Origin of the sequence: Rhodococcus sp. 05-2255-1e (assembly GCF_002259025.1) — a bacterium.
Classification (GTDB): Bacteria; Actinomycetota; Actinomycetes; order Mycobacteriales; family Mycobacteriaceae; genus Rhodococcoides; species Rhodococcoides fascians.
In genome coordinates, this window is sequence record NZ_NOZE01000009.1 from 233,731 (window position 1) to 259,129 (window position 25,399).

At 64.2% G+C, this 25,399-nt stretch carries 25 protein-coding genes, 1 tRNA gene and 1 pseudogene; 16 read left to right on the forward strand and 11 right to left on the reverse strand.

Annotated elements, in window-relative coordinates; all coding sequences use genetic code 11:
- The first annotated feature begins 207 nt into the window (after nt 1-207).
- Nucleotides 208-723, forward strand: a complete 516-nt coding sequence (locus tag CH262_RS04385) for a putative glycolipid-binding domain-containing protein (protein WP_027494613.1) — start codon at nt 208-210, stop codon at nt 721-723.
- Here CH262_RS04385 and CH262_RS04390 read toward each other — a convergent pair.
- Nucleotides 696-1,667: a prephenate dehydrogenase gene (locus tag CH262_RS04390; RefSeq protein WP_094717356.1), complete on the reverse strand. Its 972-nt coding sequence runs from the start codon at nt 1,665-1,667 to the stop codon at nt 696-698. The genes CH262_RS04385 and CH262_RS04390 overlap by 28 nt on opposite strands.
- 63 nt (nt 1,668-1,730) lie before the next feature.
- Between CH262_RS04390 and CH262_RS04395 the strand changes: the two genes are divergently transcribed.
- The 4 genes from CH262_RS04395 to CH262_RS04410 all read left to right on the forward strand — a co-directional run bounded on the left by CH262_RS04395 (nt 1,731) and on the right by CH262_RS04410 (nt 3,168).
- Nucleotides 1,731-2,270, forward strand: a complete 540-nt coding sequence (locus CH262_RS04395) for a tRNA adenosine deaminase-associated protein (RefSeq protein ID WP_094717030.1) — start codon at nt 1,731-1,733, stop codon at nt 2,268-2,270.
- Nucleotides 2,271-2,273: 3 nt separating this feature from the next.
- Nucleotides 2,274-2,729, forward strand: a complete 456-nt coding sequence (locus CH262_RS04400) for a nucleoside deaminase (protein ID WP_063216190.1) — start codon at nt 2,274-2,276, stop codon at nt 2,727-2,729.
- A 93-nt stretch (nt 2,730-2,822) separates the two neighbouring features.
- Nucleotides 2,823-3,020, forward strand: a complete 198-nt coding sequence (locus tag CH262_RS04405) for a CsbD family protein (RefSeq protein WP_027494609.1) — start codon at nt 2,823-2,825, stop codon at nt 3,018-3,020.
- A gap of 58 nt (nt 3,021-3,078) precedes the next feature.
- Nucleotides 3,079-3,168 (forward strand) — tRNA-Ser (locus tag CH262_RS04410).
- Nucleotides 3,169-3,517: 349 nt separating this feature from the next.
- Here CH262_RS04410 and CH262_RS04415 read toward each other — a convergent pair.
- Genes CH262_RS04415 through CH262_RS04425 form a run of 3 tightly spaced genes read right to left on the reverse strand, consistent with a single transcriptional unit; the run spans nt 3,518 to nt 5,924 of the window.
- The gene (locus CH262_RS04415; RefSeq protein WP_094717032.1) at nt 3,518-3,979 is read right to left on the reverse strand and encodes a hypothetical protein; all 462 of its coding nucleotides are present in this window, start codon (nt 3,977-3,979) and stop codon (nt 3,518-3,520) included.
- Between the two features lie 23 nt (nt 3,980-4,002).
- Nucleotides 4,003-4,917: an alpha/beta hydrolase family protein gene (locus CH262_RS04420; RefSeq protein ID WP_032368649.1), complete on the reverse strand. Its 915-nt coding sequence runs from the start codon at nt 4,915-4,917 to the stop codon at nt 4,003-4,005.
- Nucleotides 4,914-5,924 (reverse strand): PHP domain-containing protein, encoded by a 1,011-nt coding sequence (locus CH262_RS04425; protein WP_094717357.1) that lies wholly within the window; start codon nt 5,922-5,924, stop codon nt 4,914-4,916. Before CH262_RS04425 ends, CH262_RS04420 begins: the two co-directional genes overlap by 4 nt.
- Before the next feature lie 120 nt (nt 5,925-6,044).
- Between CH262_RS04425 and CH262_RS04430 the strand changes: the two genes are divergently transcribed.
- Complete coding sequence (locus tag CH262_RS04430; RefSeq protein WP_032368648.1) at nt 6,045-6,734, forward strand: YceI family protein; 690 nt, start codon at nt 6,045-6,047, stop codon at nt 6,732-6,734.
- Here CH262_RS04430 and CH262_RS04435 read toward each other — a convergent pair.
- Nucleotides 6,715-7,620 (reverse strand): sterol desaturase family protein, encoded by a 906-nt coding sequence (locus CH262_RS04435; protein ID WP_094717034.1) that lies wholly within the window; start codon nt 7,618-7,620, stop codon nt 6,715-6,717. The genes CH262_RS04430 and CH262_RS04435 overlap by 20 nt on opposite strands.
- A gap of 182 nt (nt 7,621-7,802) precedes the next feature.
- On the opposite strand from CH262_RS04435, the pseudogene CH262_RS04440 reads away from it, so the two are divergent.
- The 7 genes and pseudogenes from CH262_RS04440 (at nt 7,803) to tgt (ending at nt 17,188) form a co-directional block, all read left to right on the forward strand.
- Nucleotides 7,803-8,438 (forward strand): annotated as a pseudogene (locus CH262_RS04440) (SOUL family heme-binding protein).
- Nucleotides 8,439-8,618: 180 nt separating this feature from the next.
- Nucleotides 8,619-9,077, forward strand: a complete 459-nt coding sequence (locus tag CH262_RS04445; RefSeq protein ID WP_027494603.1) for an RrF2 family transcriptional regulator — start codon at nt 8,619-8,621, stop codon at nt 9,075-9,077.
- A gap of 83 nt (nt 9,078-9,160) precedes the next feature.
- Nucleotides 9,161-9,814: a TetR/AcrR family transcriptional regulator gene (locus tag CH262_RS04450; RefSeq protein WP_179274911.1), complete on the forward strand. Its 654-nt coding sequence runs from the start codon at nt 9,161-9,163 to the stop codon at nt 9,812-9,814.
- Between the two features lie 2 nt (nt 9,815-9,816).
- Nucleotides 9,817-12,105 (forward strand): MMPL family transporter, encoded by a 2,289-nt coding sequence (locus CH262_RS04455; RefSeq protein ID WP_032385945.1) that lies wholly within the window; start codon nt 9,817-9,819, stop codon nt 12,103-12,105.
- Between the two features lie 91 nt (nt 12,106-12,196).
- A complete protein-coding gene (locus tag CH262_RS04460; RefSeq protein ID WP_027494600.1) occupies nt 12,197-13,930 on the forward strand; it encodes an ABC transporter ATP-binding protein in 1,734 nt (577 codons plus the stop codon).
- Between the two features lie 41 nt (nt 13,931-13,971).
- Nucleotides 13,972-15,867: an ABC transporter ATP-binding protein gene (locus CH262_RS04465; protein WP_179274935.1), complete on the forward strand. Its 1,896-nt coding sequence runs from the start codon at nt 13,972-13,974 to the stop codon at nt 15,865-15,867.
- 82 nt (nt 15,868-15,949) lie between these two features.
- A complete protein-coding gene (gene tgt / locus CH262_RS04470; protein ID WP_032385946.1) occupies nt 15,950-17,188 on the forward strand; it encodes a tRNA guanosine(34) transglycosylase Tgt in 1,239 nt (412 codons plus the stop codon).
- Here the strand turns inward: tgt and CH262_RS04475 are convergent.
- The 3 genes from CH262_RS04475 to CH262_RS04485 all read right to left on the reverse strand — a co-directional run bounded on the left by CH262_RS04475 (nt 17,142) and on the right by CH262_RS04485 (nt 19,846).
- Nucleotides 17,142-17,828 carry a pyridoxamine 5'-phosphate oxidase family protein gene (locus CH262_RS04475; protein WP_094717037.1) on the reverse strand — a complete coding sequence of 229 codons (687 nt, stop codon included), beginning with the start codon at nt 17,826-17,828 and terminating at the stop codon, nt 17,142-17,144. The genes tgt and CH262_RS04475 overlap by 47 nt on opposite strands.
- 103 nt (nt 17,829-17,931) lie before the next feature.
- A complete protein-coding gene (locus CH262_RS04480; RefSeq protein ID WP_094717039.1) occupies nt 17,932-18,954 on the reverse strand; it encodes an ABC transporter substrate-binding protein in 1,023 nt (340 codons plus the stop codon).
- Nucleotides 18,955-18,994: 40 nt separating this feature from the next.
- Complete coding sequence (locus CH262_RS04485; protein ID WP_256988709.1) at nt 18,995-19,846, reverse strand: siderophore-interacting protein; 852 nt, start codon at nt 19,844-19,846, stop codon at nt 18,995-18,997.
- Between the two features lie 203 nt (nt 19,847-20,049).
- Between CH262_RS04485 and CH262_RS04490 the strand changes: the two genes are divergently transcribed.
- Nucleotides 20,050-20,769, forward strand: coding sequence for a VIT1/CCC1 transporter family protein (locus CH262_RS04490; RefSeq protein WP_094717041.1), 720 nt, complete (start codon nt 20,050-20,052; stop codon nt 20,767-20,769).
- 2 nt (nt 20,770-20,771) lie between these two features.
- Here CH262_RS04490 and CH262_RS28065 read toward each other — a convergent pair whose 3' ends face one another.
- Genes CH262_RS28065 through CH262_RS04500 form a run of 3 tightly spaced genes read right to left on the reverse strand, consistent with a single transcriptional unit; the run spans nt 20,772 to nt 22,505 of the window.
- Nucleotides 20,772-21,227 (reverse strand): M56 family metallopeptidase, encoded by a 456-nt coding sequence (locus tag CH262_RS28065; RefSeq protein ID WP_373453762.1) that lies wholly within the window; start codon nt 21,225-21,227, stop codon nt 20,772-20,774.
- Nucleotides 21,131-21,532: a hypothetical protein gene (locus CH262_RS28070; RefSeq protein ID WP_256988711.1), complete on the reverse strand. Its 402-nt coding sequence runs from the start codon at nt 21,530-21,532 to the stop codon at nt 21,131-21,133. The genes CH262_RS28065 and CH262_RS28070 overlap by 97 nt, the downstream gene beginning before the upstream one ends.
- 25 nt (nt 21,533-21,557) lie before the next feature.
- Entirely contained in the window at nt 21,558-22,505 is a 948-nt protein-coding gene (locus tag CH262_RS04500; protein WP_218829291.1) for a LysR family transcriptional regulator, read from the reverse strand.
- A gap of 124 nt (nt 22,506-22,629) precedes the next feature.
- On the opposite strand from CH262_RS04500, the gene CH262_RS04505 reads away from it, so the two are divergent.
- Together CH262_RS04505 and CH262_RS04510 are read left to right on the forward strand one after the other, a co-directional pair.
- Nucleotides 22,630-24,051, forward strand: a complete 1,422-nt coding sequence (locus tag CH262_RS04505; protein WP_094717043.1) for a M20 family metallopeptidase — start codon at nt 22,630-22,632, stop codon at nt 24,049-24,051.
- A 19-nt stretch (nt 24,052-24,070) separates the two neighbouring features.
- Entirely contained in the window at nt 24,071-25,378 is a 1,308-nt protein-coding gene (locus tag CH262_RS04510; protein ID WP_094717360.1) for an MFS transporter, read from the forward strand.
- Nucleotides 25,379-25,399 lie beyond the last annotated feature (21 nt).

Consider the following 25,399-nt stretch of genomic DNA (forward strand, 5'->3'; position numbering starts at 1 on the left):
GGCCGGGGTCGAGCGCAGCATGAACGGCCGGGTCGGTGCAAAGAAAAGTCGCGTCCGCTTGTTCTACAGGGGGCCCTGTCGCATACCGTAGGACCTGTGATCACTCAAGCATCGGGTGCAGAGCACGTCTCCGTTCCCGCAACCGCCACCACCGACGCGAAATCCTGGCCCTCGATCCTGACGTGGCGAGCGCACGACGTTCCCCGCATGGAGTCCGTGCGCGTCCAGCTTTCCGGCAACCGCATCAAAGCTGCCGGACGCATCATCGGGGCCGCCTGCAGTGATCATCCCGCGTTCAGTGCGTCGTACGACCTGGTGACCGACGAATACGGCGTCACCAAGAGGCTCTCGGTGCGCACCTCGCTCGCGTCGGGCGACCGGCAGGCCTCGGTCAGCCGCGACGACGAGGGCTACTGGATGGTGGAGAACTCCGCCAACCACCAGCGCTCGACCTACAGCGGTGCCCTCGACGTCGACATGGTGCTCAGCCCGTTCTTCAACACCCTGCCGATCCGACGATTCGGTCTGCACACCCAGGTACAGGACCTCGAGGTGCCGACGGTCTACGTCAACCTCCTCGATCTGAGCATCCAGGAAGCGACGCTGACCTACAGCAGCGGCGCGCACGGCATCCACGTCATCTCGCCGGTCTCGACATCGTCGGTGACGGTCGACGCCGACGGCTTCGTCGTCGACTACCCGGGACTCGCCGAGCGGATCTGACGCACGACGCCACCGCGTCGCCCCGCGTCCTGCAGGTTCTCTCGCCACCCCGGCTCGCCCGGGGTGACGTCGGTGATGTCGAATCGCTGATGCTGCTCGTACTGCAGTCGCGCTGCGTGTCCGGCGTCGACCAGCGTTTCGGTCGAGTTCTCGTCCAATTTTTCGCGCGCTGCGGTGAGCGTATGCAGCGCCTCGTCGAGCGTGGTTCGTAGCGCGGTCGCGTTGCCCTCGGTCATCGCACGGACAAGGTTCGGGGCCGAGGACGCCACCCGGGTGCCGTCGCGAAACGACCCCGCGGCGAGCCCGAGCGCCAACGGCCCGCCCGCGGCCCCGACGATCGCCAACGCCTCGGCCAGCAGATGCGGTAGGTGCGAGATGCGGGCGACGGCACTGTCGTGCTCGACGCTGCCGGCCGGAACGACCACCGAACCGCAGTCCAGGGCCAGCTGGGCCACCCGGACCCACACGTGCGCGTCGACCCCGGGATCCGTGGACACCACCCAGACCGCGTCGGCGAACAGTGCCGGGTCCGTCGCCGACCAGCCCGAGTGGTTGGTACCCGCCATCGGATGGCCGCCGACATAGCGGGCCTGTAGTCCGCGAGCAGCGACGGCCGCGGCAACCTCGGCCTTGACGCTCACCACGTCGGTGATCGGGGCGGCGGGTGCGTGCTCGGCGATGGCCTGCAGAACGGAGTCGACGGCAGGCATCGGAACGGCGATGACGATCAGCGCATCCTCTTCTGCAGCCCTGGTCAAAGCGGCTGTCAGATCAGTGCCGACGTCATAGCCATCGTCCGCAGCCCCGGCGATCGCGTCGGCCGATCGGTTCCAGCCCCACACCCGGCGACCGGCGTCGTGCGCCGCCCGCAGAATCGACCCACCGATCAGTCCCAGACCGAGAACGCACACCGAGGAAGAAGTCACCCGATCAGATTGGCACAGGTGGGTGACTTCCAAGGGAGGTGGACTTCGAATTCCGGCACCTACCGGACTACCGTTGCGCACATGGCCGCACAGCGCGCGAACAACAACCGTGCCTCCGCATCGGAGTACGACGACCTCGAAGGATTCGGCGTTGCAGTTGTCCGAGAGGACGGCAAGTGGACCGTGACGCCACTGTCCGACGACGCACTGACCAGCCTGTCGGCAGCAGAGACCGAATTGCGTGAACTACGCAGCTCGGGAGCGGTGTTCGGACTGCTCGACGTGGACGAGGAATTCTTCGTCATCCTGCGTCCCGCACCCAACGGCACCCGCCTGCTGCTGTCCGACGCGGTCGCCGCCGTCGACTACGAAATCGCCGCCGACGTCCTCGACGCACTCAACATCGAGATCCCCGACGTCGACCCCGACGAACTCGACGACATCGAACCCTACGAGGAAGGCGACCTCGCTCTCCTCGCCGACCTGGGCCTGCCCGAGGCAGTCCTGGGCATCATCGTCGCCGAGACCGACGACTATCCGGACGAACAACTGCAATCCATTGCCGAGCGCCTGGGCTTCGAGAACGAATTCGCCGCAGCGGTGAACAAGCTGCGGCGGTAACCGATGCCGCTGCCCGACGCGGACATGATCCGCGCAGCGCTGTCGGCCGCAGCCGAGGCATCGGACGCCGACGTCCCCGTCGGAGCAGTCGTGTACGACGCGTCGGGACGTGAGATCGCGCGAGCCTGCAATGCGCGGGAGGCGTCGGGCGACCCCACTGCGCACGCCGAAGTTCTCGCTTTACGTCGAGCAGCCGCCGTCCACGGAGATGGCTGGCGACTCGAAAACTGCACTCTTGCAGTCACTTTGGAACCCTGCACGATGTGCGCCGGTGCCCTCGTTGCGGCCCGCGTCGGCACCGTGGTGTTCGGAGCCTGGGAACCGAAAACCGGGGCCGTCGGCTCGCTGTGGGATGTCGTCCGAGACCGTCGACTCACCCACCGCCCACAGGTGCGCGGGGGAGTGTTGGAAGCCGAATGCGCCGAAGTGCTGACGAAGTTCTTCGCCCGGCAGAGATAACGATCTCGTCACAGGGTGGCCGGAATGTCCAACATTGGGGAGGGTGGAGGGCAGGGCGCAACGCTGCGCTCCGAACTTGCGAAGGAGACACTCATGGGACTCGACGACAAGATCTCGAACAAGACCGAAGACCTCGGCGGCAAGGCAAAAGAAGCCGCAGGTTCGGCAACCGGAGACAGGGACCTCGAAGCAGAGGGCAAGGGCGATCAGACCTCCGCCGCATTCAAAGACGGTGCCGAGAAGGTCAAGGACGCGGCCTCGAACATCAAGGACAAGCTCACCGGTAAGTAACTTTGCGCTCTGAGCAGGCGATTTAGCCTCAGGCGCTCATTCCGGTACAGTCTTCTGCGGTGGCGTGTCCGAGCGGCCTAAGGAGCACGCCTCGAAAGCGTGTGAGGGTTCACCCCCTCCGAGGGTTCAAATCCCTCCGCCACCGCCAAGACTCCCCACCCGATCCGTCGGGTGGGGAGTTTTTTTGTGCGCGGGGTGGTGGCTGGTTGTTGCTCGGCAAACGCGCGCGCATTCGTCAGACGCGAGCGAATTTGCCACCGATTCGGGGTCTACTTCGCGCGCACCTGGCAAACGCGCGCGCGTTTGCGGGATCACCAGGGCCCGGGCATCGAACCCCCAGGGCCCGGACGGGATCACCGGGCGGGTGTTGCGCGGCAAACGCGTGCGCATTTGTCAGACGCGAGCGAATTTGCCACCGATTCGGGGTCTATTTCGCGCGCACCTAGCGAACGCGCGCGCGTTTGCGGCGGTAGAGGGGCGGCGACCGACTCAGACGCTCAGCATTGCCCCGCACCGGCGGCGTCGAGTCCCCGCAGAATTTCGCCTTGATCGGCCTCGGGCACCGTGGACCAACTCGGCGCGGTGGTCATTTCGGTGCGCAGACCCTCGACCGACTTCGCGCGATCGGAGATCCCGGTTTGTTCGAGTGCATCGATGGACGGCAGAAACTGGGTGCAGGTCTGCTGGTACAGCGCTTCGCCGGTGACGCCCGAGGTTGGGGCTTCGGGTTCAGCGGCGGACGGGGCCTCGGGAGCCGGGCTGTCAGCGGGTGCATCGGCCGTCGGAGTGGCAGCTGCTGTGGTCGCCTGCGTCGTCGTAGCCGGAGCTGACGTGGCTTGAACAGACGTGGCCTGAACGGACGTGGTCGACGCGTTCTCGGTCGACGCGTCGTCGCCGCATCCGGCTACAGAGGTGGCCACGATCAGCCCGAGCAATCCGGTCACGATCTTTCGTTTCATCGCCACTGTGTACCACCTGCGGCTCAGAGCAGTGTCTGCGCGCGCCCGGTGATGGTGCTCAATGCGGTGGACCAGGCGATGTGCTTGGGGTCCAGGAACGCTCCATGTCCGGCTCCGGGCAGTACGACCAGCTCGGGGTCGGTGCTTCCTGCGCGGGTCGCGGCGTCGACGTACACGCGGCTCTGGTTCACCGACACGGTCTGGTCTGCATCACCGTGCAACGCGGTCAACGGGACGTCGAGCGGGAGGTATTCGATAGGGGAGGCGATCTTGTACCGACCGGGAACGTCGTTGGGCATGCCGCCGAGGAATGCGGGCACGAACTTGTCGTTGCCGATGTTCGCCGCTCGTTTCATGTCGAACACCCCGGCCATGATGGTGGCACTGCGCGGCCGGATTCTGGGGTCCGCTCCCGGTGCGTCGATCGGCATCAGATGACGCGCAGCGACCCACGCGGCCAGCTGTCCGCCGGCCGAATGTCCGGCGACATGCACTCGATCGAGGTCGAGTCGCCCGTCGGCGGCGTTCTGTACGACGGTTGCCAGTGCCTCGGTGGCGTCGTCGACGTCGGTGAGGGTGTTGGCCCAATTGTTCGGACCGCGCCGGTACTCGACGTTCCACACGGCGATGCCCTGGTCCGCGATGGCCTTGGACATCTGCTGGAAGTACGACAGATCGAGGTTCTCCTGCCATCCACCGCCGTGAATCATCACCACCACCGGCAGTGATGTCGCAGCGTTGGCAGGCAGATACAGGTCTCCGATGTTGTCGGGTTGGTACCCGTACTTCAGCCGGATCGGATCTCCGGTCGGTCCCGAAACAGGTTGCAGTGCAGCCGAATACGTCTCTGCTGTGCTCGGTGAGGATGCGGTGTCCGTGGAATTGCAGCCGACCAGCGTGACAGCGAGCAGGCCGGACAGGAAGTGGCGACGATTCACGTGCCCTGAGCCGTCCAATCGAGCAGCTCGGACAGCGACCAGGTGTTGATGACGCGATCGGCGGGAACGCCTTGGGCTTCGGCGCGGACACAGCCGTAGCCCTGCCAGTCGAGCTGGCCCGGTGCGTGTGCGTCGGTATCGATGGAGAAGAGGCAGTCGCGTTCGAGGGCGATGTCGATCAGGCGCTCGGGCGGGTCCTGGCGTTCGGGCCTGGCGTTGATCTCCACCGCGGTGCCGAACTGTCGGCATCCCTCGAACACCACCGGGGCGTCGAACGTCGACTCGGGCCGCTTTCCCCGGCCGCCCTCGACCAGTCGGCCGGTGCAATGACCGAGTACGTCGACGTGCGGATTCGCGATAGCGGTGACCAAGCGTTTCGTCATCGCCACAGAATCGGCCCGCAGGTTCGAATGCACGCTGGCCACCACCACGTCCAGCTCGGCGAGCAATCCCTCGTCCTGATCCAGCGAACCGTCGTCGAGGATGTCCACTTCGATTCCGGTGAGGATACGGAACGGCGCGAGTTGCTCGTTGAGCTCGGCGATGATGTCGAGTTGTTTTCGCAGACGCTCCGCGCTGAGCCCGTTGGCGACCTTGAGCCGCGGTGAATGATCGGTCAGCGCGCAGTACTCGTGCCCGAGGTTCTTGGCGGTGCGCATCATCTCGTCGATGGGGCTGCCGCCGTCGGACCAATTGGAGTGGGTGTGCAGGTCGCCTTTGAGCGCGGCCCGTAGTGCGTTGTTGCCGATGGGTTCTGCGGCGTCGCGTTGTTCGGCCAGGTAGTCCGGAACGTCCTGGGTCAGCGCCTGCCGGATGATCAGCGAGGTCTTGGCACCGATTCCGGCCAACGACGACCAGCTGTCCGCCTTCTCGTGCTCGGATCGCTGTGCAGGAGAGAGTGATTCGACGACATCCGCGGCTCGGCGGTAGGCCTTGACGCGATGGGTGTCCGAGCGCGAACGCTCGAGCCAGAAGCCGATCTCACGAAGTGCCTCCACCGGATCCATGGGTTCCATTGTGCCTGGCACCACCGACACCTGCGCACGGGGTAATCGGACAAAATTCTCAGGGAGTTGCCAGGTCGCTCACTCCCCATGGGCTTGAAGCTGCAACTATCATCGTCGGTCATGACCAAGAAATGGTGGACAGTCGGCGTCGTTGTCGTAGTGCTCGTGGCCCTCGGGCTGTATTTCGGCCCCAAGATCTACGCGTCCTTCCAGGAGGACGACGCTCCGGCGGCGACCGTCGACACCTCCGGTGCGCAGGCTGCCACCACCGACGATCTGAACGGCACCTGGACGGTGACGGCAGGCGACGCGTCGAACAAGACCGCGGCCGGCTACACCGTCGACGAGGTGCTCAACGGATCTGACGTGACCGTCGTCGGGTCGACGCCCGAGGTCAGCGGCTCGGTGACCGTGGCGGACAATTCTTTGACCGCCGGTGAGGTTGTGGTGCAGACCAATTCGATCACCACCGACAGTGACCGTCGAGACGGTCAGTTCCGCGGCAACATCTTCGACACCGCCACATATCCGACGGCGACGTTCACCATCGACCAGCCCGTCGACCTCTCGTCGTTGCCCAAGGACGGCACCACCCAAACCGTCACGGCGGAAGGCACATTGACGCTCAAGGATCAGACGCGTCCGGTGTCGGTCGAGATGGAGGTGCTGCAGTCCGGTGACACGCTCATCGCGTCGGGCGCAATTCCGACGACGTGGTCGGACTACGGCATCGAGCCGCCGTCGCTCGGTTTCGTGACCGTCGAGGGTTCGGGAACCGTCGACTTCCTGATCAATCTGAGTCGGCAGTAGCCCGTTCTCGTGGGGCTGCCGGTGTCCATCCCGGCGGTCCGACGACATATCCGACGCGTTCCTTCCATGACCTCGATGCCGCAACATCCCGTGCGATGTTGCGGTATTCGTGTGTTTGGAGCGTCCAGATGTTGAACGTGTCGACGGGCTTGGTCAGCCCGTAGTTCGGCCGCTGCACTTCGTCTGCGTAGCTGCCGAACAGCCGGTCCCAGACGATGAGGATGCCGCCGTAGTTTTTGTCGAGGTACTGCGGATCGCGACCGTGATGGACGCGGTGGTGAGAAGGCGTGTTGAAGACGAACTCGAACGGCCGCGGCAACTTGTCGATCCGTTCGGTGTGTACCCAGAACTGGTAGACGAGATTGATCGAAAAGCCCACGAACACCATCCACGGCGGCATCCCCAGCAGCGGCAGGGGCAGCCACATGATGATCTCGCCGCTGTTGTTCCACTTCTGCCGCAGCGCCGCGGCGAAGTTGAAGTACTCGCTCGAATGGTGAGCCTGATGGGTCGCCCAGATCAATCGGGTTCGGTGCGCGATGCGGTGGTAGCCGTAGAACAGCAGATCGACGCCCAGGATCAGGATGACCCACGTGTACCAGGCGTCGGCGGGTAGATGCCACGGCGCGATGTAGACGTAGACGGCCGTGTAGCCGATCAGGGCCAGCGCTTTCCATGCAGTCGTGGTTGCGATCGAGACCAAGCCCATGCTCAGGCTCGCCCGTGCGTCCCGGGCCGAATACGCGCCGGGGGTTCCGTCTTCGAGTTTCTTCGCCGCGATCCACTCGATCGTCAGCAGTAGAGCGAACGCGGGGACGGCCAGGGCGACCGGATCCCGCAGCGGTTCGGGTAGCGCGTTCCACGCCGATGCGAGTTGGTCCCTCATGTGTACGGCCCTCCCGTGCGTGACACTGCTGTGCGAAGTGTAACGCTGTTTGCTGTCCCTTGTTTACGCATTCGGCGGGCCGCAGCGTGGCGGTCAGGTGTCGGGCGACTGTCTGCGGGTGAACGGGCGCGGCTCGTACTGTGGAGCGTGGGTACCGAGCTGCCGAGAGAGCGGAGTGGGACTTGTTGGAGAAGATCACGTCCACGATCGGGCAGGTGGGCGAGTCCGTGTTGGGTGTCGTCGGCATTCGCGTCGGCACCGAGGAGCCGCCGCACACGAGCCGGCGACTGACAGATGCGGTGGAGATCCGTCGTTACGAGCCACGCATCGCGGCCCAGACCACCGTCGACGCAGATGAGGAAGAGGCACGCCAGGAGGGCTTCCGTCGCCTGGCCCGGTACATCTTCGGCGGAAACGGAGGTAAGCAGAAGGTTGCGATGACCGCTCCCGTCAGTCAGTCGTCTGCAGGCCCGCAGAAGATTGCTATGACGGCCCCCGTGTCGAGCACGCCCGGCGGCGGGGGCTGGGTAGTCCGGTTCTTCATGCCGTCCAAGTGGACGATGGACACGCTGCCCAAGCCCGACGACGACCGCGTGACGTTGACGTCGGTTCCGGCGGAGACAGTGGCCGTGCTGCGGTTCAGCGGTGGGCGGGGCCGGGACAACATCGAACCGCAGATAGCGGCGTTGACCGAAGCGCTGCGCGCACACGGCATCGAGATGCAAGGCGAGCCGATGACCTAATTCTACGATCCGCCCTGGACCTTGGCACCACTCCGTCGCAACGAGGTGGTCGTGGTGGTGCCGGACGGTTCCTGACAGATCTGCTCGACGTGCTGGAGGAGCGTGAGCTGCGGCGATCGCGTTCTACGAAAAGTCGGGCTGGGTCCGGACCGGTACCGTGCCCGCGGACTGGGTGTTGCCCGACGGGCGCAGAGCCGTCGAGCATCGGTACGTACCCGGTCGCTAATTTCCTATCGAAATGATAGGAATTGAATCGTGCACATCACGGCGAAAGCGGACTACGCGGTGCGGACTCTCGTCGAGCTCGCCGCGGTCGGCGGCCGAGCACCCGCCAAGGCCGAGGCGCTGGCCGCCGCTCAAGGGATACCGCACAAATTTCTCGAGTCGGTGCTCTCGGACCTGCGTCGCGCCGAGTTGGTGCGAAGTAGAAGGGGACCCGACGGCGGATACTGGCTCGCGCGGGAGGCGTCGAACATTTCCGTCGCGGACGTGATGCGTGCCGTCGAGGGGCCGCTCGCGTCGGTTCGCGGGCAACGGCCCGAGGATGCGCAGTACGCCGGTCCCGCCGAGCCGTTGACGCGCGTGTGGCTGGCCGTCCGAGTCAATCTGCGTGCGGTTCTCGAATCGGTATCGCTGGCCGACATCGTCGACGACGACCTCCCGGATTTTGTCGGAGAGCTGATCAGCGAGCCGACCGCATGGTCCCGTCGATGACCTGAGTCACAGTCGGACGCCGATGTGGCGCGGTCGTCAATATTGCACAGCTCTGCAAACTTGCCGAGCTGTGCAACTTCCGTATGTTGGACAGGGTGACCACCCCGACCGGCCTTCGCGATCAGAAGAAGGCAGCCACCCGCGACGCCCTCGGCATTGCCGCAGTCCGTCTGGGAAAAGAGCACGGACTCGATGCCGTGACGGCCGACGCCATCGCACACGAAGCCGGAGTGTCGACCCGAACGTTCCACAACTACTTCTCCAACAAGGAAGAAGCGGTACTCCACAACATCGAGGCCTCGGCTCTGGAATGGTTCGAGCTGCTTCGCGCCAGACCCGAGGCCGAACCCATCTGGGATTCGTTGCAGCACATCGCCGTCAACCTCGTCGCCGACCCGGGCCGCGACCTCGACGACACATTCGCCGCAGCACGACTCATCGAGGCCAACCCGGCGCTGATGGCACGCAAGCTCGAAATGCACCACTCGCTCACCCGCAAACTCGGCGAGGCAATCGCTGAGCGCACCGGAACCGATATCGATTCCGACCTCTACCCCAACCTGCTGCAGATGGCAGTCGGCGGTGCCGTGACCGCCGCACTGAACCTGTGGATCAACGACCCCGGCGGAGAGAACACTCCGAAAGCACTCGTGGAGAACGCATTCCAACAACTCCGCGCCGGAATCCCCGAGCCGAAATCTCGCCAGAACGTATCCGATAACAACCGAGGAGCCTGACAGTGGCCACCTATCTGTACCGAATCGGCAGATTCGCCTACCGCCGCAAGGGGGTCGTCCTCGGCCTCTGGCTCGTCATTCTGATCCTGGCCGGAGTGGGCGCAGCCACGCTGTCCGCGCCTACCGTCAACTCGTTCAGCATCCCCGGAACGCCTGCTCAGGCCGCATTGGATCTGCAGAAGGAACGATTCGGCGGAGCCGAGGATCCCCTTCAGGCCGTCAACGCCGAGTACGTGTTCCAGGCACCCGACGGTCAGTCGCTCGATACCCCGCAGTACACCTCGGCCATCGACGCCACGATCGCCGAGATCGAGAAGGTCGATGCGGCCAAGCCGGCGGAAGGCGCTCCGCCGCTTGCCGATCCGGTCGAGGCCAACAAGGCCATCGTGCAGCAGTACACCGACGCCGCCGCCGAGGCAGGAACGCCGGCCGACAAGGTGGCAGCCGACGCGGCAGCCACGTCGCCGTTGAGCCCCAACGGCAACGTCGGCACCGTCACGGTTCCGATCAACGTCGAGCTGGCCGACGTCACCGACGCGATTCGCAGCGATCTCGATGCCGCGGCGCAACCCGCGCGTGACGCAGGACTGACCGTCATCCTCGGTGGCACCGTCGCCCAGGAGAACCCGTCGCCCGGCGGAAGTTCGGAGATCGTCGGTCTGGCCGTCGCCGCCATCGTGCTTCTCATCATGTTCGGCTCCGCCGCCGCTGCCAGCCTGCCGCTGATCACCGCGATCGTCGGTATCGGTATCTCGAGTCTGGCCATCACGACGGCCTCCGGGTTCGCGAGCCTGTCCTCGTTCACCCCGATTCTCGCGATCATGATCGGTCTTGCCGTCGCGATCGACTACTCGCTGTTCATCCTCGCGCGGTACCGGCACGAGCTCACGCTCACCGACAACCGCGAAGAAGCAGTCGGTCGAGCGGTCGGTACCGCCGGATCGGCCGTCGTGTTCGCCGGCGCGACCGTGCTCATCGCCCTCGTCGCCCTGCGCGTCGTCGGCATCCCGTTCCTGTCGCAGATGGGTCTGGCAGCAGGCTTCGCAGTGTTCGTCGCGGTACTCATCGCCCTGACGTTCCTGCCCGCCATGCTGGGCGTCTACAAGGGCAAGGCCTTCGCGGGCAAGCTCAAGTTCGTCAACACCACCGACCCGGAGGACCCGAACGCAACCCCCACCAACGGTCTTCGGTGGGCACGGTTCCTGGTCAAGAAGCCGATCCTCGGCCTCGTCGGAGGCATCGTGCTGCTCGGTGTCATCGCGGGCCCGACCACCGGGCTGTCGCTGGCTCTCCCGTCGATCGCCACCTCGGACCCGTCCACGCCTGCCCGTCAGGCCTACGACATCACCGAAGAGGCATTCGGGCCGGGACGTAACGGACCGCTGCTCGTCATCGCCGACGCGTCCGACGTCGCCGAGGCCGACCGCACCGCGTCCTTCGGCAAGGTCATCGAGACGATCACCGCACAATCCGACGTCACGAATGCACAGATCGTCGCCGTCAACCCGGCGGGTGACACCGCGCAGATACTCGTCACCCCGTCGAGCACACCCAACAGTGACCAGACGAAGGCGCTCGTGACCAACCTGCGCGATGCCGAGAGCGGATTGCAGGAGAGCTCGGGCGTCTCCTACGGAGTGACGGGCGAAACCGCGATCGGGATCGACATCTCGGAGCGGCTGCAGAGCGCGCTGATTCCGTACCTGGCCGTGGTCGTCGGACTGGCGTTCGTGCTGCTGATGCTGGTGTTCCGCTCGATTCTGGTGCCGCTGACGGCAACGGTCGGGTTCCTGCTCAGCGTGCTCGCCACCTTCGGCGCGACGGTGTTCATCTTCCAAGAGGGCGGGCTCGGCATCATTTCCAACCCGCAGCCGATCGTCAGCTTCATGCCGATCTTCCTCATCGGTGTGGTGTTCGGCCTCGCGATGGACTACCAGGTGTTCCTCGTCTCGCGCATGCGTGAGGAGTTCGTGCACGGCGCGGCCGCCAAGGACGCCGTCGTCAACGGCTTCAAGTACGGCGCACGCGTGGTCACCTCGGCAGCGGTCATCATGATCTCGGTGTTCGCCGCCTTCATCGCCGAGCCGGACTCGTTCATCAAGTCCATCGGCTTCGCATTGGCCGCCGCCGTCTTCTTCGACGCGTTCGTCGTCCGTATGGTGCTGATTCCGTCGGTGATGGCGCTACTGGGCGACAAAGCCTGGTGGTTGCCGAAGTGGCTGGACAAGATCCTGCCCAACGTCGACATCGAAGGGGCCAAGCTGAAGACGGCCCCGGAGAAGCGCGCGTAGTACTCGCGTCGCAGCTGAGAGGCCGAAGATTGCTCGTAATACTCGAAACGGAGAGACTGTTATCCATGTGTACGAGTAATCTTCGGTCATCATGCTGATCCCCCTTCTGCGTAGGTTTCTCGCCCCGTACAAGCTGCCGATTCTCTGCTTGGTGCTGCTGCAGCTGATCGCCACCCTCGCCGCGTTGTTCCTCCCGAGCCTCAACGCGGACATCATCGACAACGGTGTGACCGTCGGCGACACCGGCTACATCCTGTCCGCCGGCGGCGTCATGCTGTTGATCTCGGCAGTACAGATCATCAGCTCTGCCGCAGCGGTGTTCCTCGGTGCACGCACGGCCATGAGTGTCGGACGCGACCTTCGCGGAGCAATCCTCGAACGCGTCGGGACGTTCTCCGCCCGCGAGGTCGGAAAATTCGGTGCTCCGTCACTGATCACGCGCAACACCAACGACGTGCAGCAGGTGCAGTTGGTGATCATCATGGGATTCACCATCGTGGTGATGGCTCCCATCATGTGCATCGGCGGCATCGTGATGTCGCTACGCGAGGACATCGGCCTGTCGTGGATCCTGCTCATCGCCGTGCCCGGCCTCGCACTCGCGATGGGCCTGATCATCGTTCGTATGGTGCCGGCCTTCCGCTCCATGCAGAAGCGCATCGACGCGGTCAATCGCGTACTACGCGAACAGATCACCGGTATTCGCGTCGTGCGGGCGTTCGTTCGCGAACAGTTCGAGGTCGACCGTTTCGGCGCAGCGAACACCTCGTTGACCGAGACGGCACTCAAGGTCGGCCGGCTGATGGCCCTGATGTTTCCGACCGTCATGCTCATCAGCAACGTCACCAGTGTCGCCGTCATCTGGTTCGGCGGTCACGCCATCGACAACGGCACGATGCAGATCGGTTCGCTCACTGCGCTTCTGAGCTACATCATGCTCATCCTGATGTCGGTGATGATGGCGTCGTTCATCGCGATGATGGTGCCGCGCGCATCGGTGTGCGCCGATCGCATCAGCGAGGTTCTGGCGACCGAATCCTCGGTGGTGCTGCCCGAGAATCCCCGGACGTTCGTGTCCTCACCGGGCACGGTCGAGCTCGTCGGGGCCGAATTCTCTTATCCCGGAGCCGAATACCCGGTGCTGTGCGGGGTGAATCTGACTGCCGAGGCAGGCAAGGTCACCGCCATCATCGGCGGCACCGGATCGGGTAAGTCGACTCTCGTCAATCTGATTCCACGGCTGATGGACGTCACCGGCGGTCAGGTGCGGGTCGGCGGTGTCGACATTCGCGAACTCGATCTGGACCTGCTGCGATCGGAGATCGGATTCGTGCCGCAGAAGCCGTACCTGTTCTCCGGCACCATCGCCAGCAATCTGCGGTACGGCAAGGCCGACGCCACCGACGCGGAACTGTGGGAGGCGCTCGAGATCGCCCAGGGAGCCGACTTCGTGCGCGCGATGCCCGACGGCCTCGAGACTGCCGTCGCGCAGGGCGGCACCACCGTGTCGGGAGGGCAGCGGCAACGACTGGCCATTGCCCGGGCACTCGTACGCAAACCCAAGATCTACCTGTTCGACGATTCCTTCTCCGCTCTCGACCTCACCACCGACGCGAAACTGCGTGCGGCGCTGCGGCCGGTGACGCGAGATGCATGCATGATCGTTGTGGCTCAACGGGTGTCGACCATCGTCGACGCCGACCAGATACTCGTGCTCGACGACGGAAAGCCGGTGGGCGTGGGTAACCACGAGCAACTCATGGCCACTTGCCCCACCTACGCCGAGATCGTCGACTCGCAGCGGCAAGTTGCAGGTGCACTGTGACCGACACCGACACCACCAAGGATTCCGCGGCCAAGCCCTCTTTGGAGAAGAAGAAGGGCAGTCGCGTCGCGAAGGCACTGCCGGCCACGAAAGCCAAGAACTTCAAGGGCTCGTTCAAACGCGTCATCGGTTTGCTCGCTCCGGAACGATTCCTGCTGAGCCTCATGCTCGTGCTGGGAATCGTCAGCGTGGTCCTCAGCGTCGCTGCGCCGACCGTCCTCGGGCATGCCACCAACCTCATCTTCAACGGAGTCGTCGGCGGAGATCTCGAACCGGGGCAGACGAAAGAGCAAGCGGTCGACGGCCTTCGGGCCGCCGGTAACGACACCGTCGCCGACCTCGTCTCGGGCATGGACGTGACGCCGGGTGCGGGAATCGATTTCGGTGCCGTCGGAACGGTGTTGCTCTGGGTTCTCGCACTGTACGTAGTGTCTGCACTGCTGGCCTGGGCACAGGGCTACATCCTCAACATCGCGCTGCAACGTCGAATTCTGTTGCTGCGCGGCAGCGTCGAGGCCAAGGTGCATCGTCTGCCGCTGCAGTACTTCGACAACAATGCCCGAGGCGAGACACTCAGCCGCGTCACCAACGACATCGACAACGTCTCGACCAGCCTGCAGCAGACACTGAGCCAGCTGATCACCGGTATCTTGACCGTGCTCGGCATCCTCGGCGTGATGATCTGGATCTCGCCGCTGCTCGCTCTGGTTGCGCTGCTGACGATCCCGGCCTCGTTCCTGGTGACCGCCCTGATCGCCAAGCGGTCGCAGCCGCACTTCGTGGCGCAGTGGCAGCACACCGGCAAGCTCAACGCCCAGATCGAGGAAACCTACACCGGCCACGAGATCGTCAAGGCGTTCGGCCGCCAGGCGGAGGTGGAACGCGAGTTCGGTGACCGCAACGAGAAGCTCTTCCAAGCAGGCTTCCGGGCGCAGTTCATCTCCGGTCTGATCATGCCGATCATCATGTTCCTCGGAAACATCAACTACGTCGTCGTCGCCGTTGTGGGCGGTCTTCGCGTGGCGTCGGGAACATTGAGCCTGGGCGAAGTGCAGGCGTTCATTCAGTATTCGCGGCAGTTCACTCAGCCGCTGTCGCAGGTCGGCGCGATGATCAACCTGATTCAGTCCGGAGTCGCGTCCGCCGAACGCATCTTCGAGGTGCTCGACGCCGACGAGGAAGACCCCGACGTCGTGCCTGCGTCCAGCCCCATGGAGCGCCGCGGACTCGTCGTGTTCGACGACGTCTCGTTCAGTTATTCGCCGGAGCAGCCGCTCATCCAGAACCTGTCGCTCACAGCGGATCCGGGACATCTGGTGGCGATCGTCGGACCGACCGGTGCCGGCAAGACCACACTGGTCAACCTGATCATGCGGTTCTACGAGATCGATTCCGGCCGAATCACACTCGATGGCGTCGACACCCGCAAGATGACGCGCGACGAGCTGCGTTCACGAACCGGCATGGTGTTGCAGGACACGTGGTTGTTCGGCGGCACCATCCGCGACAACATCGCCTACGGTGACCCGACCGCCAGTGAGGAAGAAATCCTCGAGGCGGCTCGGGTGAGCTACGTCGACAAGTTCGTGCATTCGCTGCCCGATGGATACGACACAATCATCGACGAGGAGGGCAACAACGTCAGCGCCGGTGAGAAGCAGCTCATCACCATCGCCCGTGCCTTCCTGGCCAAGCCGCTGATCCTGATCCTCGACGAGGCCACCAGCTCGGTGGACACCCGCACCGAACTGCTCGTGCAGAAGGCGACGGCAGCGCTGCGCAACGACCGCACCAGTTTTGTTATCGCGCATCGTCTCTCGACCATCCGTGACGCCGACACCATCGTCGTGATGGAAAACGGCAGCATCGTCGAGCAGGGCAACCACGAGGAATTGCTCGAGGCCAAGGGCGCGTATTACCGGCTCTACAGCAGTTAGGCGGCTGGCGCCGCACGTGAGTGGAAAATCGTAGTGGGCTACGAATTTCCACTCACATGCGGCGAAGCCGCATACTGACGCGGTGAGTTCTTCCAATTTCGGCTTCGATATCGGCACCCGGCTCGACGGCGAGCTCGGCCGCACCGGCACCATCCACACTCCGCACGGCGACATCGCCACCCCGGCGTTCATTGCGGTGGGGACGAAGGCGACCGTCAAAGCAGTGCTGCCGGAGGCGATGAAGGAACTCGGCGCTCAGGCGGTACTCGCCAACGCGTATCACCTGTACCTGCAGCCGGGCTCGGACATCGTCGACGAGGCCGGTGGGTTGGGCAAATTCATGAACTGGGACGGGCCCACGTTCACCGACAGCGGCGGCTTCCAGGTGATGTCCCTCGGTGTCGGGTTCAAGAAGGTCATCTCGATGGACGCCTCACGAGTGGAGTCCGACGACGTCATCGCCGAGGGCAAAGAGCGATTGGCCCACGTCGACGACGACGGAGTCACGTTCAAATCCCATCTCGACGGCTCCAAGCATCGATTCACTCCCGAGGTGTCGATGCAAATTCAGCATCGGCTCGGTGCCGACATCATGTTCGCGTTCGACGAGCTGACTACCTTGATGAATACCCGCGGGTATCAGGAGAAGTCGGTCGACCGCACCCAGGCATGGGCGAAGCGATGCGTCCTCGAACACGAACGCCTCACCGTCGAGCGTGCCGACAAGCCGTACCAGGCGCTGTTCGGAGTGGTGCAGGGAGCGCAGTACGAGGACCTGCGACGCAAGGCCGCGCACGACCTCGAGACCATCACGGGGGACACGGGCCGTGGGTTCGACGGCTACGGAATCGGCGGCGCACTCGAGAAGCAGAACCTCGGCACCATCACTCGGTGGGTGAACGAGGAACTGCCCGAACACAAGCCGCGCCACATGCTCGGGATCAGCGAGCCGGACGACTTCTTCGTTGCGATCGAGAACGGTGCCGACACCTTCGACTGCGTCAATCCCTCACGGGTGGCGCGCAATGCGGCGATCTACGTGCCCACGGGCCGCTTCAACATCAACACCGCGAAGCATCGGCGCGATTTCACCCCGATCGACGAGAACTGCGACTGCTACACCTGCGCGCACTACACCAAGGCGTACATCCATCACCTGTTCAAGGCCAAGGAAATGCTCGCGTCGACGCTGTGCACCATCCACAACGAGCGCTTCACGGTCAAACTGGTGGACGACATCCGCGCCTCGATCGAGCAGGGACGCTTCGCCGAATTCAAGTCGGAGTTTCTGGGCCGGTTCTATGCGTCGAAGACTGCCTGAGCTGATCCTCCAGCTCCGAAATACGCTGCAGTAGTTCGGTTTCCCGCTCGGCAGCTTTGCGCTGGTACACCTCGGACAGGTCCGCGAGGTACGCCGCGTCGTAGCGCGGGATGATGCTGCGCGTGCAATTCCAGTCGAATGCCTCGACGTGGATGACGACGCTGCGTTCGCAGGTGGCGGCGACGGTCAGGTCGCCGATCTTTTTGAGTCGCTCCAGTAGTTCGGGATCGTCCGCGGCCTCGATCGTACGTGCCCGTCCGTAGAGCTTGAGTCGTTGTCGCAGAGGATAATTCACGAGGAAGATCGCGACGCGATCGTCATGGTCGAGATTGGCTGCCGTCACGTACTGATGGTTGCCGGCGAAATCGGCGAAACCGAGAGTGTGGTCGTCGAGTACCTGCAGGAACCCCTTCGGCCCACTGCGGTACTGAATGTAGGGCCACCCGGACTCGGTGACGGTGGCGATCTGGAACTGATCCAGGGCTCGGATCATCGCCTTCTCGCGATCGTCGAGCGGCATCGGGCCGTCGTCGGGTCGCTCGGTCTGCGAGCCGTAGGCGGTGTAACTGCCGTCGACCTGCTGCCGCGCAATCGCGGCAGGACCGAACATCAAGTGGTGATAGTGGTTGTTCGGCGGCATGTCAGAAGGCCGACGGCGTGCTCGTACGTTCAGGCAGTGTCACAGTGCAACCATAGAGCTGCGAGCGGGCGGGTGCCAGATGCGATCCCGCCCATTTCTACCGTCAGAGAAGTATCCTTCGCAGGTCATCGATGACTGCGTTCGCCCCGCTCAGATTGTAGCCGTCGAACCACGGCGCAGAATCGACCTTGAAGGCCCGATTTGCCTGTACGGCAGAAAGTCTCGACCACAGAGGGCTCGAGGTGAGAGCCTGCTCGACGGCGACACCGGCGTCGGCTTGGCCGCCTGCTCCGACGTAATAGATGATCACGTCACCGTCGATGAATGGGAGATTCTCTGCACTGACAGCGGTGTTGACCTTGCTCGGGTCGGCTCCGGGCAAGAAGTTGGAGCTGGGCACGATTCCTGCTCCGGAAAGAATGTCGGCGTACAGGAATGTGGCCGAGGCGGTGAGTGTGTTGTAGGAGCGCACATCGCCCGATGTGTCCGAGACTCGAACCACCGACAGGCGTAGTCCGTTCGGCCAAGCCTGCTCGAGGTCGGAGCGGAGGGCGGCGATGCGCTCGTCGAGACCGGTGAAGTTCTGCGAGGCCCGCGCCGTGAGTCCTACGGAATCGGCAACATCGATGTACTGGTCACGCCAGTAGGTGAACGGGATCAGCACGGTGGGAGCGATACCGGACAGTTCGGCGTAATACTCCTCGCCGATCGGTTGGCGTCCGACGATCAGGTCGGGTGCAGCGGCGGCGATCGCTTCGAGTTGCATGTCCCCCAGCGCGGTGACACCGATCGACGGCAATTCCTGTGACGCGGCGCTGACCAGTGTGCGTAGTCCACCGCCGAGGGTTCCGGTTGCAATGACCGGGGCTCCGAGTTCGTCGAGGGCCTGCAAGCCGACGTATGCGTCCAAGCTCACGACCCGCTGTGGATCCACCGGGACTTCGACCGGGCCCATCGGCGTGTCGACGGTGCGAGTCTCACTACTCGCACCGTCGTCGGTGTTCTGGCTCGCGGTGGAGCATGCCGCGCCGAACCAGGCAGCGAGGGACAGCCCTGCAGCAGCACCGAAGCGCCGGCGTGAGAGGTCATCGGTGACGGGGTTGTCGTGGACGCTGAGGGAGGGCATGAGAGTTCCTTTACATCGTCGGGTGGTTCGAAGGGGCGATCTACAATCCAGCTTGTTCGAGTGCGTCGTCGACGATCCGGGCGAGCTCGTCACCGGATTTCCCGTCGGCCATGGCCTGTTCACGGACAGCGTCGATGCGATCTTCTACCTGGGCGAAGCGTTGCTGCCATCGTTCTTTGTCGTGCCGCCAGTAGCCTTTGATATCGAAAGATCTTGGATCCCAGCGTAATTCGCGATGAAAGTACTTTCGGATGGATCGGGCCTCGGATGCCTCGGTGGCCGCCCACACGTACCCGGCACCGGAGGGGAGGTCGAAGTTTCGTACCGCGTCGGGAAGCGACGGGGCCTGCGGTCCTCGGGTCTGCTCACGCCGTGATGGATCTGTGTGAAGCCAAAGGTAGGACACGTCGCCCCGGGTGGGAACGATCTGTTGATCGGCGCGATCGGGAACCGCAGCGATCACGAAAGCGCGAGCGCCCGCAGAGAGCTGTTCGATGGCACGGGTCAAAGCCGGGAGCCCGGTCATGTCGGCGACCAGTAGTTGCCAGTCGGTGTTGGCAGGAGGCTCGTACCAGCCGCGGGCCTCGGAAATTCGAAGACGATCGCCTGGCTCCGCATGAAGCGCCCAGGCGGCCGCGATTCCACCGTCATGGACGACGAAGTCGACATCCAGAAATGGTCCCTGTGGATCGAATGCACGCACTGTGTAGCTGCGTGCGACCTGTTCGGTGCCGTCATCGAACAGCAGTCGTAGCCGCTCGTCGGGTACCCCGGTGCTCTCGAACCCGTCGAGTCCGGCACCTCCGAATCGAACCCTGATCATCGACGGAGTCACGAACACCGTCGACACCGTCACCGCATCGAATATCAGTGGTACCGCGGAATCAGACACCGACACGAACGACGCTACTTTCTCGACAGAGACAATCAGCCAGTTGGTGAGTGTAGCCTAGCCTGTCTTCGGGAACTGGTGGGCTGGTAGCGGCTCTGTCGCCGTCTTGGTTGTTCGCTTCGGAACGACGACAATCGTGCAGGTGTACAGAATCGAAGAGTTCGGCGCGCGTGCCGCGTGGGAAGACGTGACAGCGGTCGGTCATGTCTGAACCCGAGCCGGCCCTGCACGAGCATGAACCGCACAGTGATCTCTCGGGTCGGTTGAACTGGCTACGAGCAGGGGTACTGGGCGCGAACGACGGCATCGTCTCCACGGCGGGCCTCGTGGTTGGCGTGGCCGCTGCCACCACCGATCGTGGGTCGCTGCTCACAGCAGGAATCGCCGGTCTCGTCGCCGGAGCGGTGTCGATGGCACTTGGCGAATACGTGTCGGTGAGCACGCAGCGCGACGCGGAGCGTTCTCTGCTGATCAAGGAAAGGCGAGAGCTGGCCGAGGAACCCGAGGAAGAGTTGGCCGAGCTGGCTGCGCTCTACGAGGCCAAGGGGCTTTCGGTGGAGACCGCGCAGAAGGTCGCGCAGGAACTCACCGAACACGATCCGTTTGCCGCCCACGTGGACGTCGAGTTGGGTATCGATCCGGATGCGCTGACCAATCCGTGCCAGGCGGCCGCGTCGTCGGCGGTGTCGTTTATCAGCGGTGCGCTCTTGCCGTTGCTCTCGATCCTGCTTCTGCCTGCTTCGCAACGTATTCCGGTCACATTCGTCGTCGTGTTGCTTGCTCTGGCGTTGACCGGAACCATCAGCGCACGCCTCGGTGGAGCGCCGAGTCGGCCGGCGGTGACTCGCATCGTCATCGGTGGTGCGATCGCGATGGCCGTCACCTACGCGATCGGGCAACTCGCGGGCGTCGCGGGTATTTGAGATCAGCGGAAGATCGAGGTGGCTGCTTCTCCGGTTTCGGGTGCCACCATATCTTGTACGACGTCGCCCCAGGTACCGGCGAGAGTGCGAGTTCCACGGTCGAAATGATTCCGGAGCAGAGAGGTCCTGGCGATGGCAGACAACGTCTCTCGCCGTCCCAGCCTTGCCGCACTCTCGTCTGCTCGACGCTCCGCCGCGTGCCGTACCTTCGCGGTCAACGGTTCGAGAATCGGATCGACGCGGGCCGCGATTTCGCACATCTGGATCCACACGCTGTGACGGTGCCTCAGATGGGCGCGCTCGTGCTCGATCACTGCTCGCAATTCGTTGTTCGACAACGCTTCCGCGAGTCCGGTGGTGATCACGACCGCACCTCCGCCGGAGGGGACGGCAAAAGCGTCGGGAACCTCGGACTCAACGACGACGATGCCGCCCGCGTCCGCGCCTCGCCGCCGCATTCGGATGCGATGGACGTACTGGCGATGACGCGTCGAACATGGCGGGCCACCTCGACCGACCGCCAGATTGCCCACGCGCAGATTACGATTCCGAGTGTCACCCACACGGCCCGACTCGTCGTCAGAAACACCGCGGCGAGCGCAGTCAGGGACGCGAGCAGCGAGAACGCCGTGACCACAGACAGAACGGGCAGCAGTACGACGGCGGTCGAGGGGTTGAGACGACGGTCGATGCGGTCGGCTCCGAATCCGAGGAGCAGCGACAGCGCCCACGGCAAGACGGCGACGATCAGGAGCGGAGGCATCGATGGTGCTCGGCTGCGTCCGATTTTATCCCGCGGCCTCGAGAATGTCGGTCAACGCGTCGATCAGGGCCACGATTCGGGCCGACGGCGGCCTACCGCGCATCGTGTGAATTTCGGCCCGGCGCTGAGCGAACACCGGATGCACGAGGGGGATGTACGTCAGGCCCGATTTGCGGTCACCACCGAGGTCGCTGACGAGTGCGACGCCGTCGCTCGAGCGAGCGAACTCCAGTATCGGAGCCAGCCGCTCGCATTGCAGACCGACGTGGGGTGAGAGTCCCTCCAGACGGATTCCGGCGTCGAACAATTCGCGTTGACTCGATCCGGTGGTCGACAGCGCGAGGGGATAGGCGCAGATATCGGCCAGATCGACGCTGGCTCGGTCGCTGAGCGGGTGACCGAGCGCGACGACGGCGCAGATGGGCACGGTGACGGAATGTTCGACCGTCACGTCGGTGCGTCGACCGAGCGAGAAGGTGACCGCGACGTCCGCGCGGGCGTCGACCACCCGTCGGCTGGCCTCGTCCGGCCCCACCACGTCCAAAGTGAACGTGACCGACGGGTGAGTCCGATGGACCGACGCCATGGCCCGTGGGACGACGGACTGCGAGAAACCTTCGGTGCAGGCCACGGTGACGCTGCCGTGTTCGGTGGCGTCGACACTGCGTATTTCGGCGATGAGAGTCGACGATTCCACTTCGTGTCTGCGCGCGTGGGCGAGGAGGCGATGGCCCGCTTCGGTGAGCGTCATTCCCCGGGCATGTCGCGCGAAGAGCGGCACGCCGATGTCACGTTCGAGCTTGGCGATCTGTCTGCTGACCGCCGACGCGGCCAGATGTTGTGTTGCGGCCGCCTCGGTGACCGACCCCGTTCGCGCTACTTCGCAGAAGTACGTCAGCGCAGAGGGCATCAGATGCAACGAAATCACCTCTTCTTTCACAGCACTCTCACGGCGGTGACACGTGATTGTCATCGAGCCTCTGTCGGTCCGAGCGTTGCTTCTGAGGCAACGCAGGGAGCGTCAATCGGCAATGGTGTAGACGGTATCGGGCTCGCTACTGTCAGGCGAACACCAGGCCGACGGCGAGGGAGATTCGATGAACCGCGAGCATGTGATCGCGCAGGCCCAGGACTTCTACGATTCGGGTGCGTTCCATCGTGAACTCTCCGAGCTCGTGTCGGTCCCCTCGGAAAGCCAGTCGACGGCCGGTCGAGTTGCGTTGTCGGCATATCTTCAGGATCTGCTCGTGCCGAGGCTCGAGGCACTCGGGTGTGCGGTCGAGACCTATCCCAACCCGGTCGAGGAGGGTGGTCCCTTCCTGATCGCCACCCGTCACGAGGCCCCCGAACTGCCGACCGTGCTCTGTTACGGCCACGCCGACGTGGTTCTGGGCATGGCCGAGGACTGGTCGGACGGATTGTCGCCGTGGACTCTCGTCGAGCGAGACGGCCGGCTCTACGGGCGCGGAACGGCCGACAACAAGGGTCAGCATCTGGTGAACCTCGCGGCACTGCGGACGGTTCTCGACGCCCGCGGATCGTTGGGATTCAACCTGACGCTGTTGTTCGAGACCGGTGAGGAGATCGGCTCACCCGGACTCGAACAATTCGTGTCGGATCACCGAGGCGACCTCGCTGCCGACGTGCTGATCGCCTCGGACGGACCACGCCTCGACGCCCAGACGCCCACACTGTTTCTCGGTGCCCGTGGGGGCGTGGACTTCGACCTCGTCGTCGACCTACGTGAGCGCGGCTACCACTCGGGCAACTGGGGTGGACTGCTCCGCAACCCCGCGACCACCCTGGCCGGTGCCATCGGGACCCTCGTCGACGGCCACGGCCGTATCCAGCTCGACAGCCTCGTACCCGAGCACATTCCCGAGTCCGTCGTCGACGCGCTCAGAGCTATCGAGGTCGGACGCACCCCGGGCGATCCGGTGGTCGACTCCGGCTGGTCGGCGACCGAATTGTCGCCTGCAGAGCGGGTTTTCGGGTGGAACACTCTCGAAGTGATCGCTATGAACGCTGGCAACATTCTCGAACCGGTCAATGCGATTCCGGGCCAGGCGCGAGCGCGGTTGCAGCTGCGGTACGTCGTCGGGACCGACCTCGACGATCTCGGCGTGCGGCTACGACGACACCTCGACGCGCACGGGTACTCGATGGTCGCCGTCGAACTCGGCATCTCGTTTCCTGCGAGCCGAACGGACCCGAACGACCCCTGGGTTCGCACGGTCGCCCAGTCGGTCGAGCGCACCGTCGGGTCCCCGGTCACCGTGCTGCCCAACATCGGTGGGTCACTGCCCAATCACGTATTCACCGACACCCTCGGCATTCCGACGGTCTGGATGCCGCACTCCTACCCCGGATGTCGTCAACATGCACCCGACGAACACATGCTCGCATCCGTTGCGCGCCAAGGACTCGCCATGGCCACGGGCCTGTTCTTCGACCTCGGCGCAGGTGCAGACGACGACCGCGACGCATCGCTCGAATCCGCCAGCGCCTCGCGCTCCTGAACCCACCGGAGAATCCTACATGTCCACTGCACACGTTCATCGAACTCCCGATCGAGACGGCGCGGGTGAAGCCGTTGTGTCCGTCAAGAATCCGGTCCGCGCCATCGCGGCCGCCACCATCGGCAACGCTCTCGAGTGGTTCGACATCGCCATCTATGCGCTGTTCGCCATCTACATTGGGCAGAACTTCTTTCCCTCGGCCGACCCCGGCGTGCAACTGGTGCAGACGTTCGCGGTCTTCGGAGTCTCGTATCTGATCCGTCCCCTCGGCGGACTGATCCTCGGCTCCTACGCAGACCGGAAAGGGCGAAAGAAGGCTCTGGTGATGAGCATTCGCCTGATGGTGCTCGGCACCGCGTTGATCGCCTTCATGCCCAACTACGACGACATCGGCATCCTCGCTCCGATCGGTATCATCGTGGCGCGCCTGATTCAGGGCTTCGCGGCCGGTGGCGAATTCGGCGCGGCCACATCCTTTCTCGTCGAACAGAACGGCAAGCGCCGCGGATTCTTCGGCAGCTTCCAGTTCGCAAGCCAGGGACTGGCCACACTGATGGCGGCCTCGTTCGCCGCCGGATTGACCGCGGTGTTGTCCGAGGCCAACATGGTCGACTGGGGTTGGCGAGTGCCGTTCGTCTTCGGGCTCATGGTGGGCCCGGTGGGATGGTTCATCCGACGTCACGTCGACGAATCACCGGCCGTCGTCGCCGCGTCGGACACCCCGAAATCGCCTGTACGCGATCTGTTTCGGAATCAGTGGGGCGGAATTCTCATTGCCGGCGGTGTGCTGGTGGTGTCCACCGCGCTGAACTTCATTCTGCAATACCTGCCTACCTTCGGTATCAAGCAACTGGGACTGAACAATTCGCTGTCGTTCGTCGCACTGATGATCACCGGCGTGATTCTGACCGTGGTGACGCCGTTCGTCGGTCAGTTGTCCGACAAGGTAGGCCGCATCAAGATCATGTTGCCGTCGGCGATCGCGATCGGCGTCAGCGTCGTCCCGCTCTTCATGTGGCTCATCGCGGTGCCGTCGTTCCTCACCCTCGCGCTCGTCATGACCGTGCTCGGATTGCTGAAGGCGCTGTACTTCGGTGCGCTGCCGTCGGTGATGTCCGACGCGTTCCCGGTCCATTCGAGGGCCACCGGCCTGTCGTTCGGATACAACGTCACCACGGCGATCTTCGGTGGATTCACTCCGACCATCGCGGCCGCTCTGGTGGCCGCTACCGGTCAGGCGGTGTCCCCGGGCTACTACATCCTGGCGGTGTCCCTGGTCAGCATCGCTGCGCTGATCGGTGCCGTACGGATTCGCGGCATTCGCTAGCTTACAGATGCATAGCGGTCG